An 11,930-nucleotide genomic window follows, 5' to 3' on the forward strand; every position below is an offset into this window, starting at 1 on the left:
CAATGATATGATGCTTTAGTGTTGGATCTTCGAAATTTGTCAACCCGAATCGTCCACGCATCCCGTCGCTTCACCAGATTGGACAGGCTTCACTCGTGTTCCGGTGTCCTTGTACTTCTTCAGTGGACGTGACGGGGCCGACGATTCTCGGCCTCGATGAGCCGATGCGGGTCGCAATGAATGGCGCCAAGCCTGGTTGCTCCGTCGCAAGCAACGGTCATTCCATTGGCGACGGGTGTTCGTTCATGCGCGGGGCGTCATCGGATGGCGCATGGTTCACGATCACCCCATCGGCCTGAAGCCGATCCAGCGTGGCCGAATCCAGTCCGAGAAGATCATGCAACACGCGGCGCGTGTCGCTGCCGGCCTCCGGCCCGGCCCAGCGCACTTCGCCGGGTGTCGTCGACAATTTGGGCACTATCCCGGCGAGCGCCACCGAACCCAGCCGCGCGTGCGGCACGGATAGCAGCATCTCGCGCGCCCGGTAGTGGGCGTTGTCGAAAATATCCGGCAGCGTGAGCACGCGCGACGTGGGTACGTTGGCTGCCTCGAGCGTCGTCTCGACATCGGCGGCCGCGCGGCTGCCGACCCATTCGCCGATGATGGCATCCAGCGCATCGACGTGTTCCCAGCGTGAACGGATGGTCGCAAAACGCGGATCGTCGATCAGGTCGGGGCGATCCATCGCTCGGCACAACCGCTGGTAGACGTTCTGGCTGTTGGCAGCGATCAATACGAATGTCCCGTCGTGCGCCAGGTACAGATTGTTCGGCGCCATCGCCGGCAGGCGGGTACCGAGCCGATTGGGGACGAGCGCAAGGCGGTCGTAGGCAGGGACGGAGGTCTCCATCATGCTGAACGCGGCCTCGTAAAGCGCCGTGTCGACCACCTGGCCGCGACCGCTGCGCTGTTTTTCGAGCAGGGCCAGCATCGTGCCGAATGCCGCATACAACGCGCTGACATAGTCGGTGATCGGCACCGCCACGCGCGCGGGTGGGCGATCCGGATCCCCGGTCAGGTGGCGGATGCCGCCGAAGGCCTCGCAAATGGCACCGTATCCGGCCTTGTGCCGGTCCGGTCCGGTTTGTCCATAGCCGGATATGCGGGTCAGGATCAGGCCCGGGTTCTTCTGGCGCATGTCCTCGTAACCCAATCCCAAGCGCTCCAGCGTACCGGGGCGGAAGTTTTCGACCACGATGTCGCATTTCGCCGCCAGGTCGAGGACCAGATCACGTCCGCCGGGCGCCTTGAGATCGATGATTACCGCGCGCTTGTTGCGCATCAGCGTCACGCCCGTCAGCGACACGCCGTCATCGCTGAAACCCAGCGCTCGGGCCGGATCGCCCGATGGCGGTTCGACCTTGATCACCTCGGCGCCGAAGTCCGCCAGCAGGCGCGTGCACACCGGTCCGGCGATGGTCGTGCACAGCTCCAGGACCCGGCACCCGGCGAGCGGTCCGAACGTGGGCGATGGCGAAGGGCTCATGCGTGGCCTTCTTGCACCTGCGCATGGGATTGTGCGCAAGCATCACTCGGCAATGCGCATGCCGCGTTCGCGGCCGAACGGGTCGACGGTGCCGCTTGCGCCGGCCGGCACCGCATCCAGATCAGCCCTTTCGAGAGCCGGCGCGCAAGGCACGCGCGGTGCGCGCCGGCTTGCGCGAAGCCTGCTCGCGGGAGAACGAGCGAAGGCGAAGACCGTCCGCTGGAGCGGACAAACGCAGCGCCTTCGGCGACCGCACGGCATCGGTGCGCCGCGGTTCGCCACCGGACCGCGCGGTGCGCTGGTTGGGCGCCGCAAACTGGGTGCGGCGAAGGATGCCTTGCGCCAGTTCGATGTCGCGGGCACGGGCGAGGATGAGGCGCTTGGTGTGCATCACCAGCATGCGCGCGCAGCGCTCCGAGCGGGCTTCGTCGCGACTGAGCAGGGCGCTCGCCAGCGCCTTGTGGTTTGCCAGCGCCTGCTGGATCCAGCGCGTGGGCGCCGGAATCAGGAAGCGGTGTAGCCAATACGCGGGACGGCCGATACGGCGCGCAAAATTCGCAACCATCGAACTGCCGCAACTGGAAACCAGGATTTCAGCGGCCTGGTAGCTCAGGCGAATGAGCTCGAAGAAGTCCGGATTCGGGCTTTCCACTTCGCGCCTGAACTCGTCCACGCCCTGGCTGTAGCGGCGCAGATCGCCCTCATCCGCGCAGCGCGCCGCCAGCCGCACGACCACGCCGTCGACGGCGGCCAGCAGATCGAACAAATCGGCGATTTCTTCCAGCGACGGGTTGATGACGCGTGCGCCGCGCCAGGGAATGCTCTCGACCATGCCTTCGTGCTCCAACGTCCGCAGCGCATCGCGAACCGGCGCACGGCTGATACCCAGGCGCTTGGAGACTTCGGGTTCGCGGATGCTGTCGCCAGGGGCGTACACACCCTGCAGGATGTCGCGCGAAAGCTGCCACATGACCTTTTCCACCAATCGCGCCTTGGCATTTGTGCCCGTGCTCTTGGGCTGTGCTTTCCGCACCGATTGTCCTTTGCGCTTGGATTGCTGGTTCATGGCGATGACGACGATCCTGCGTATGCGAGATTTTCGAAAGCAATTTCACAATCGCGAAATGCAGCAGCACGCATCGATGTTCGTTCCGCTGCCGCGCGATGGCGCGTGGACGACGGATGCCAATTTCGCGACGCCGTGAAACGCATGTAGTCTACAGGAATGATTGTCGACAATAGCGTGCAGGCGTGCGTTGCCGGGCAGCGCACGCCTGCACGATTGCGCTCAGTGCGGTGCCTCCACGGTATCGATCGCGGGCGGCTTCCAGGCGCCCGAGGTGATCGCCTGGCTGGGGCTGTAGCAGCGCAAGCCGATCGCAAACGGCCCCGCGGGCGCGGGAAGCCAATTCGATTCCTTGTCCGGTCCCGGCGAATCGTGCTGGATGTAGATCGTCAATGATCCATCCTTGCCGTACTTCAATCCGCGAGTACGATCGCCGATCGAATAGCGATGAATGGGATTGTCGACCAGAAACAGGTTCGGTGCGTGGTACATCGTCAACGACCAGAATGCATTCACCGGCGGCAATTGACCTTTCTCGAAGCGCAGCACGTAGTCGTGGTCACCGTTCATTGCGTTATTGCCACCCATGCCCAGCGCGAAAGTGTAGTCTTCGTCCGGATTGAGCGCGGCCAGTGCGTACTTGGCGGTTACCGCCCGCAGCAGGTAGTCGTCGCCATATCTGCCAGAATTCGGCGACGGCGGTCGCCAACCATTGACCGGCGCACTGTGCCTGCGATTGGCGGCAATGATTTTTTCGCCATCCTCGACGGCACGGGTCAGGCCGCGCACGGTGGCGGGAAACATGCCGGCAGTCGTGAATGTCTTGTCTGGTCCGACGCCGACTTCGCCGAACACGCTCATCAGCGCCGCTTCGCGTGCCGGTGGCGGGTTCTCGTGCAATGCCAAATCCGCGAACTCGAAGAACTGCAACGGCTTGTCCAACTTGTACGGTCTCATTTCCGGCACTGCGTGCGCTTTCGGCGCGGTCTTGTCGCGCCAGTTGCTCAACGGAATCAGCTTGTAAAGATCCTGTTGCGCATGTACGGCGGCCAGGTCCTCCGGCCCGTCCACCAGGGTACGACCGAGCAGCCACACCGCATTGGTGGGCGAGTCGATGCGCTTCACTCCCTGGGGCAGTTCGCCCTTCCAGTCGGGCCCGACGATGACGTAGGTGCCGGCCTTGGAGCCGGTGGTGCGCGTGCCCACCAGGGCGAAGTTGTTGGTGTAGAAGTCCATGAACTGCATGACGTAGTAGCGCCCGGGACTTGCGGGCACCTCAAGCACCATCGGTTCCTTCGCAAGGTCCAGCCACGCGGTCGAATACAAGGTGTCGTTATTGGGGGCAACGACACCGGTGAACTTGTAGTCCAGCAAGTGACGTACGTTATAGAACTCGTTCAAGCGTGATGCCTTTCCCTCGTTTGGATCGAACAGCCGCTGATAGCGAACTCGGTACATTTGGACCAGTGGATAGCTGTAAATATAGGCCTCGATGCCGATGGCATAGGCATATTCTTCGCGCGCCTGATCGAGCGTCATGGCCGACGCTTTTGCCGCATGTGATGGCGCGTTCGCCGATGTCGCTGGAGCCGGCGCTTCCGGTTTGTCTTGCGCACGCAACGACGCCGAGGCGATCAATAGAGCAGCGGCACAGGCGCACAGGCAATGATTCGAGTGGATGTTCATGCATGCCTCCAAAGGACAGTTCGATTCGTGCCGATGCATACTCGCATGAATCGACCAGGCATTCAATATTGTCGACAATAATGCAAAAACAAGTCGACACAATACAGCATTCCGGAATTGGCCCTCCGGCTAGGCCGCCTGCATCTGCACCCGGTAGTCGCGCAAATGGCGATCGGTGGTGCCGCCGCGCAGCTCAAACGCCAGCAGGCGCTTGAAGCAGTGGCTGACGTCGAGTTCATCGGTCATGCCCATGCCGCCGTGCAGCTGCACGGCCTGCTGGCCGATGTAGCGGGCGCACTGGCCCATCAGCGCCTTGGCCGCGCTCAGCGCCGCGCGCCGCGAGGCCGGGTTTGGATCGACACACGCCGATGCCGCCAGGTACGACATCGAACGCGCCTCTTCCAGGCGCATCAACATGTCCGCCATGCGGTGCTGCAACGCCTGGAAACTGCCGATCGGCGCCGCGAACTGCGTGCGCGAACGGCAGTACTCGACCGTCGTGGCGAAAACCTTGTCCATGGCGCCAAAGGCCTCCGCGCACAGCGCGGCGAGGCCGGCGTCGAGTGCGTTGCGCAGTCCGCCGCGCGCGTCGCCTCCCAGTCGTGCGCCGGCATCCACATCAACGCCGTCGAGCCTCACCTCGGCGGCACACTGGTCGTCCACGGTCTTGCGCGGCAGGCAACGCAATCCCGGCGATCCCGCCGGCACGGCAAACAATCCGACGATTTCGTCTTCGCCGCGTGCCGAGACCAGCAACAAATCCGCCGCCGGCGCGTGATAGACGAGTGGCTTGCTTCCTTCCAGCCGCCAGCCGTTGGCGTGTCGCCGCGCGCGCGTTTGCACGTCGAGCGCGTCAGCGTCGTTTGCAGGTTCATCGTGCGCGAGCACCGCGATCGTCTTGCCTGCCGCCATCGACGGCAACCAGCGCTGCCGCTGTTCAGGCGAAGCCAGTTCGACGATCGCGCGGGTTGCCACGATCGCGCTGTCCATGAATGGTTCGAGCAAAAGGCCCGCCCCTGTCGCGTTGCACACCAGCATGGTTTCGACGGGGCCGCCGCCCATGCCGCCGTCGCCCTCGGGTATGGCCAGCGCGAGCAGGCCCAGATCCGCCAGTTGCTCCCAGGTCTGCCGCGACCAGCCTTCGGTGCTGGCGCGTACGCTCTGGCGATATTCGAACGGATAGCGCTCGCTGACGAAGCGCCGTGTCGCGTCCAGCAACAACTGCTGCTCTTGGCTAAAGGAGAAGTCCATGATCCGCTCCTACAATCCGAGGATCCGTTGCGCGATGATGTTGCGTTGGATCTCGTTCGATCCGCCGAAAATCGACAGTTTGCGCAAGTTGAGATAGTCCAATGTCGCGCGCGGAACATCGCCGTCGATTTTCGGATCGAGCACCAGGGCCGCCGCGCCGAGCACATCGATCTGCAATTCGGAAATGCGCTGGCGGATCTCAGTACCCCGCGTTTTCAGAATCGAAGCTTCCGGTCCCGGCGCGGAATTCCTCTCGGCCTCGAACATCGTCCGCAAACTGGTGATTTCCAGCGCGCGCAGTTCGATTTCGACTTGTGCGATGCGGGTGGCGAACACCGCGTCTTGCAGCAATGGTGCTGCCGCGCCGTTTTGCGCCGCCGCGATCTGTTTCAGGCGCAGCAGTTCGCGCTTGATGGCGCCGATGCCGGCGACGTTGCTGCGTTCGTGACCGAGCAGGTATTTGGCGTAGGTCCAGCCGCGGTTTTCCTCGCCGACAAGATTTTCCACCGGGACGTGCACGTTGTCGAACCAGATTTCGTTGACTTCGTGGCTGCCGTCGAGCAGGCGTGTCGGCTGCACCCGGATGCCGGGCGTGCGCATGTCGATCAGCAGGAATGAAATGCCCTGCTGCGGTTTGCCGCGGGCATCGGTGCGCACCAGGCAGAATATCCAATCGGCAAACTGGCCCATGGTGTTCCAGACCTTTTGTCCATTCACGACGTAGGCGTTGCCCGAGCGCTCGGCGCGCGTGCGCAGCGAGGCCAGGTCGGACCCGGCGCCGGGTTCGGAGTAGCCCTGGCACCACCAGTCGTCGGCGGCGACGATGCGCGGCAGGAACCGGCGTTGCTGCTCGGCATTGCCGTAGCGCATGAGCACGGGCGCCACCATCTTCAGTCCGAACGCAAGCTGTTCAGGCGCATCGGCCAATGCGCACTCGATATCGAAAATGTACTGCTGCGGCTTGCTCCAGCCCGGCCCACCGAACTCCACGGGCCACGCCGGCGCACCCCAGCCGCGTTGATGCAGGATCTTCTGCCAGCGGATGATGTCCTCGCGCACGTTTCGATGGTCGCGGTTCGCGACGCGTTCGCGGATATCATCCGGCAGATTGTCGCGCAGGAATGCGCGCAGTTCGTCGCGGAAGGCCAGTTGCAGCGGATCAAAGTCGAGGTTCATGGAATCTTCCCACGGCGGTCGCTGCCCGGCACAGCGTCGGGCGGGGCGGGGTAGTAGCGAGTCAACAACTGCGCAACGCAAGCCGGCTTCGCGCCGTTTTCGATCTCCACCGTGGCGAGCCAGCGCACCTGCATGATGGCGTCATGTGCGACGACATCCTCGAGTACGAGCCGTCCGCGCACGCGTTGCCCGGCGAGTACCGGCGCGGGGAAGCGCACCTTGTCGAGCCCGTAGTTGATGACGAGGCCGACGTTTTCGATGCGCAAGCTCGATTCGAACAAACGCGGTAGCAATGCCAGCGTGAGATAGCCGTGCGCCACCGTCGCTCCGTACGGCGACTCGCGCGCCGCACGTGCCGCGTCCACGTGGATCCACTGCTTGTCGCCGGTTGCTTCGGCGAAGGCGTCGATGCAGCGCTGCGAGATTTCCAGCCAGTCGCTGCACGCGACCTGCTTGCCGATCCAGGCGGGCAGGTCATCGCGGCTTGCGATGGCGGGCATGGCGGCGCTCACCGCGGTTGCCGGGTCGGAGTGCATTGAAAGTTCCATGTGTAGGGTGTCGATGCCCGATTCATTGCCGTGAAATGTCCGCTGGCTTGCACAACGATCATGCGATCTCGAACAAACCGGCCGCTCCCTGGCCGCCGCCCACGCACATCGTCACCACCGCGTACCGGGCGCGGCGACGCTTGCCCTCGATCAGCGCGTGTCCGACCAGGCGCGTGCCGCTGACGCCGTAGGGATGCCCGACCGCAATGGCGCCGCCGTCGACGTTGAGTCGCTCAAGCGGAATGCCAAGCTTGTCGATGCAGTACAGCACCTGCACCGCAAAGGCTTCGTTGAGTTCCCACAAATCGATGTCGTCCACCTTCAGCCCCGCGCGCTTGAGCAGCTTGGGTACTGCGAATACCGGGCCGATGCCCATTTCGTCCGGTTCGCAACCGGCGACCGCGAAACCACGGAAAGCCCCCAGCGGCTGCAATCCGCGTTGCTGCGCAAGTGTGCTGTCCATGATCACGACCGCGGCGGCGCCATCGGAAAACTGGCTCGCATTGCCTGCAGCGATCACGCCTCCGGGCAGAGCGGCGCGGATTTTTGCCACGCCCTCGTAAGTGGTATCCGGGCGAATGCCTTCGTCTTCGCCCAACGTCACCTCGCGCGTGCCCACGCGCCCGGAGGCGGCATCGACGAAGCCGGCCAGGGTGGTGATCGGCACGATCTCCGCATCGAAGCGGCCCGCCGCACGCGCCGCGGCCGCGCGTTGCTGGCTGAGCACGCCGTACTCGTCCTGGGCTTGCCGCGCAATGCCATAGCGCTCTGCCACGACTTCCGCCGTGCGCAGCATCGGCCAGTAGATCGCGGGGATGTGCGCCGCCAGCCAGCCTTCGGTGAGCATGTGCAGATTCATTTCGTTCTGCACGCAGGAGATGCTTTCCACGCCGCCGGCGACGAACACCTGGCCTTCGCCGGCGAGGATGCGTTGCGCGGCGATGGCGATGGTCTGCAAACCGGAGGAACAAAACCGGTTCACGGTCGCCCCCGGCACGCTGACCGGCAATCCGGCGCGCAGCGCGATCTGGCGCGCGATGTTGGCGCCGGTGGCGCCTTCGGGGTTGGCGCAGCCGATCAGCACGTCCTCGACCTCGACCGGATCGATGCCGGCGCGCGCAACCGCGTGCTGCACCACATGTCCGCCGAGTGTGGCGCCGTGGGTCATGTTGAACGCACCCTTCCAGCTTTTGGCCAGGCCCGTGCGCGCGGTGGAAACGATGACGGCTTCTTTCATGGGCAGGGTTCCGATGCGCGTAGTCAGGGGTTGAACGATTCGCCGGATTCGGCCAATCGCGCCAGCAGCGGCGCGGGTTGCCATGCCGCACCCTGATAGCCATGGGCGTAGCGGCGCATGGCGGCGAGCACGTTGTAGAGCCCGACGCTGTCGGCGTAGAACATCGGCCCGCCATGCCATGCCGGGAACCCGTAGCCGGTGAGATAGACCACATCGATATCCGAGGCCTTGGCGGCGATACCGTCTTCGAGGATTTGCGCGCCTTCGTTGACCAGGGCGTAGACCAGACGCTCGACGATTTCCTCATCGCTGATCTTGCGGCGCGCGATGCCAAGTTCCGCCGAATTGCGCTCGATCATGGCATCGACCTCGGGCGCGGGGCGCGCCGTGCGGTCGCCGGGACGATAGTCGTACCAGCCCTTGCCGACCTTCTGGCCGAAGCGGCCAAGCTCGCAGAGTTTGTCGGCGGTCTTGCTGTAGGTGATTTCCGGATGCTCGACGGCACGCCGCTTGCGTACCGCCCAGCCAATGTCGTTGCCGGCCAGGTCGCTCATGCGGAACGGGCCCATCGCGAAGCCGAATGCTTCGGCGGCGCGGTCGACCTGTGCCGGCAGCGCGCCTTCGTCGAGCAGGAAACCGGCCTGGCGACCGTACTGCTCGATCATGCGATTGCCGATGAAGCCATCGCACACGCCGGAGACGACCGCGGTCTTGCCGATCTTCTTCGCCAGCGCCATCGTCGTGGCCAGCACGTCCTTGGCCGTCGCGCTGCCGCGCACCACCTCGAGCAGGGTCATCACATTCGCCGGGCTGAAGAAGTGCATGCCGAGCACGTCTTGCGGGCGCGCGGTCGTGGCGGCAATGCGATTCACGTCCAGCGTGGAGGTGTTGCTGGCGAGAATCGCGCCGCACTTGGCGACTTTGTCGAGCTGCTCGAACACCGCCTGCTTCGCGGCGAAATCCTCGTACACCGCCTCGATGATCAAATCAGCGTCTTTCAGCGCGTCGTAGCCGAGCACCGGCGTGATCAGCGCCATGCGTTGCTCGACTTGCTGCGCGGTGAGCTTGCCCTTCTTCGCACTGTTCTCGTAATTCTTGCGGATCGTTGCCAGGCCGCGATCGAGCGCTTCCTGCTTCGCCTCCAGCAAAGTCACCGGCATGCCAACGTTGAGAAAATTCATCGTGATGCCGCCGCCCATGGTGCCCGCGCCGATCACGCCGACGCGCTTGATCTCGCGCAACGCGACGTCGGCGCCGATGTCAGCGACCTTGGCCGCAGCGCGTTGGCTGAAAAATCCATGGCGAAGTGCCTTGGATTGCGGCGAAGTCACCAGCAGTCCAAAGGATTCGCGCTCCACCGCGATGCCTTGATTGAACGGCAGCTTCACCGCCGCGACGAGCGCCTCCACGCACTTCAGCGGCGCCGGATAGCGCGCCGACAGCGCCTGCGCCTGCGTGCGGGCGAAGCCAAGGAATCCTTCCGCGTTCGGATGTTCGATCTGCCAGTCGCGCACGCGTGGCAACTCGCCACTGCGCGCTTTCTCAACGGCAAGCACCGTGGCCGCCCGCACGACGTCACTGTCGACGACGCGATCGAACAGGCGCGTGCCGGCCAGATCCGTTGCGCGCATCGGCGCGCCGGAGACGATCATGTTCAAAGCGAACTCCAATCCCGCCGCGCGTGGCAGGCGCTGGGTGCCGCCGGCGCCAGGCAGGATGCCGAGCTTGACCTCGGGCAGGCCGATTTGCGCGTTTGCGGCGGCGACGCGAAAGTTCATGCCGAGCGCGAGTTCCAGCCCACCGCCCAGCGCCAGTCCTTCGATGGCGGCGACGGTGGGCTTGCTGCTTTTCTCGAATGCGGCAATCACGCTCGGCAGGGTCGGCTCCCGGCTTGCCAGTGGTGTGTTGAACTCGCGGATGTCGGCGCCGCCGGAAAACGCCCGGGCATCGCCGGTGACCACGATGGCTTTGACGTGTGCGTCCTCGTTGACGCGATCCAGCAGCTCCACCAGTGCGCGCCGCGAGGCCAGGTTCAAGCCGTTGACCGGCGGGTTGTGCAACGTGAGGATGGCAACGCCATCGCGCAGGGCATAGTCGACAGCCATTTCAGATTCCCGAAGAAGAAGCACGAAGACGGCGATAACTCTCGCGGTAAGGGCCGCAGGCGAGCGCCAGCAGCAGTGCGGCGAGCAACAGCGCGCCGACGTTGACCGCGATCAGCGACAAGCCGACCGCGGCATCACGACCGAAGACGTGATCGGTGAAAAGCGCCACTGCGGTAGGCCCCAGTCCCTGCCCGACCAGGTTGACTACCAGCAGGAAGATAGCCGACGTCTGCGCCCGTGCCCGCGTCGGAACGATTTCCTGGATCGCCGCAGGTCCTAGGCCGATCGGCACGTTGAAGGTGAAGGTCGCAATTGCCAGGCATATCACCTGCACGCGGATGTCGCCGGCGAACACGACGCCCACCGCGAACGGAATCGATACCAACGCGGCGATCGAGCTCACCTGCAAGCAGGCGGCGATGCGGCCGCGTCGAAACAATCGGTCGGCGATCGATCCGCCGACGATCATGCCGAGCGTGCCGAACACGGCGATGACGATTCCGTACACCAGACCGACGTGCGCCGGCGTCCAGCCCTGCACGCGCATGAAGTACACCGGCACCCATGCGGCGCTGCCATAAGCGGCCAGCATGAATACGGCAAAGCCCAAATGGTGCAAGGTGAGCGTGCGCTTGTTGGAGCTGAGCACGGCGCGCAGTTGTAGTTTTTCGGTGGCTTTCGCGATGTCGTCCTGGCGGCGCGCGGGTTCGCGTATCAACAGCAGCAGCGGGCAGTACAGCAGCCCGATCGCGCCCAGGACAAGAAATACCGTTTGCCATGGCTTGATCGCGCCGATCAGTGGCAGATCGAGGGCGGGTGCGAAATGGATCAGCGCGCCGCCGGCCAAAAGCGCCAGGCCCGCGCCGACGCTGGTGCCGGTCGAGTACAAGCTGATCGCCGAAGCGCGCTTTTCCGCCGGGAAGTAATCGCAGATCAGCGAATACGCCGCCGGCGACAGTGCGGCCTCGCCCACGCCTACGCCCACGCGCGCGAGGAACAGACTCAGGTAACGCTGCGCCAAGCCGCACATCGCCGTGGCCAGGCACCATAACGCCATGCCCGAAACGATCACGCCGCGCCGGCTGAAGCGATCTGCCAGGCGCGCGATCGGAATGCCGAACAGGCTGTAGAACAGCGAAAACGCGATGCCCATCAGCAAGCTCATCTGCGTGTCGCTGATGCCCAGATCCGCGCGAATCGGCTTGACCATCAAGGCGAGGATCTGCCGGTCCAGGAACGAGATCACGTACGCGCCGAGCAACAGCGCGACGATGATCCAGGCCTGCCGTGCGGTGCGCGAACCCGGATCGGTGGGCTCATGCGACGGGAACTGGGGTGAACGGGTTGCCGGTGGGTTCATCACGTGAATTTTCTG

Annotated in this window: 10 protein-coding genes; 1 reads left to right on the top strand and 9 read right to left on the bottom strand. The window is 64.4% G+C overall.

Annotated features, from left to right (window positions below; all coding sequences use genetic code 11):
* Positions 1 to 217: 217 nt before the first annotated feature.
* Both AC16HO_RS02710 and AC16HO_RS02715 read right to left on the bottom strand, forming a co-directional pair.
* Complete coding sequence (locus tag AC16HO_RS02710) at positions 218 to 1,486, bottom strand: CaiB/BaiF CoA transferase family protein (protein ID WP_395643879.1); 1,269 nt, start codon at positions 1,484 to 1,486, stop codon at positions 218 to 220.
* 121 nt (positions 1,487 to 1,607) lie between these two features.
* Positions 1,608 to 2,552, bottom strand: a complete 945-nt coding sequence (locus AC16HO_RS02715; RefSeq protein WP_395643880.1) for a GntR family transcriptional regulator — start codon at positions 2,550 to 2,552, stop codon at positions 1,608 to 1,610.
* Between AC16HO_RS02715 and AC16HO_RS02720 the strand changes: the two genes are divergently transcribed.
* Positions 2,551 to 2,691, top strand: coding sequence for a hypothetical protein (locus tag AC16HO_RS02720; RefSeq protein WP_484335280.1), 141 nt, complete (start codon positions 2,551 to 2,553; stop codon positions 2,689 to 2,691). The two genes, AC16HO_RS02715 and AC16HO_RS02720, sit on opposite strands and share 2 nt — an antisense overlap.
* An 83-nt stretch (positions 2,692 to 2,774) precedes the next feature.
* On the opposite strand, the gene AC16HO_RS02725 is transcribed toward AC16HO_RS02720, so the two are convergent.
* The 7 genes from AC16HO_RS02725 to AC16HO_RS02755 form a co-directional block, all read right to left on the bottom strand.
* The gene (locus AC16HO_RS02725; RefSeq protein WP_395643882.1) at positions 2,775 to 4,238 is read right to left on the bottom strand and encodes a DUF1254 domain-containing protein; all 1,464 of its coding nucleotides are present in this window, start codon (positions 4,236 to 4,238) and stop codon (positions 2,775 to 2,777) included.
* A 129-nt stretch (positions 4,239 to 4,367) separates the two neighbouring features.
* Complete coding sequence (locus AC16HO_RS02730; protein ID WP_395643883.1) at positions 4,368 to 5,489, bottom strand: acyl-CoA dehydrogenase family protein; 1,122 nt, start codon at positions 5,487 to 5,489, stop codon at positions 4,368 to 4,370.
* Between the two features lie 9 nt (positions 5,490 to 5,498).
* The gene (locus AC16HO_RS02735) at positions 5,499 to 6,665 is read right to left on the bottom strand and encodes an acyl-CoA dehydrogenase family protein (protein WP_395643884.1); all 1,167 of its coding nucleotides are present in this window, start codon (positions 6,663 to 6,665) and stop codon (positions 5,499 to 5,501) included.
* A complete protein-coding gene (locus AC16HO_RS02740) occupies positions 6,662 to 7,165 on the bottom strand; it encodes a MaoC family dehydratase (protein ID WP_395643885.1) in 504 nt (167 codons plus the stop codon). The genes AC16HO_RS02735 and AC16HO_RS02740 overlap by 4 nt, the downstream gene beginning before the upstream one ends.
* Positions 7,166 to 7,271: 106 nt before the next feature.
* Positions 7,272 to 8,450 carry an acetyl-CoA C-acyltransferase gene (locus AC16HO_RS02745; RefSeq protein ID WP_484335281.1) on the bottom strand — a complete coding sequence of 393 codons (1,179 nt, stop codon included), beginning with the start codon at positions 8,448 to 8,450 and terminating at the stop codon, positions 7,272 to 7,274.
* 23 nt (positions 8,451 to 8,473) lie between these two features.
* A complete protein-coding gene (locus AC16HO_RS02750; RefSeq protein ID WP_395643886.1) occupies positions 8,474 to 10,555 on the bottom strand; it encodes a 3-hydroxyacyl-CoA dehydrogenase NAD-binding domain-containing protein in 2,082 nt (693 codons plus the stop codon).
* Position 10,556: 1 nt separating this feature from the next.
* Positions 10,557 to 11,915, bottom strand: coding sequence for a spinster family MFS transporter (locus AC16HO_RS02755; protein ID WP_395643954.1), 1,359 nt, complete (start codon positions 11,913 to 11,915; stop codon positions 10,557 to 10,559).
* Positions 11,916 to 11,930 lie beyond the last annotated feature (15 nt).

This window comes from Rudaea sp., assembly GCF_057139185.1.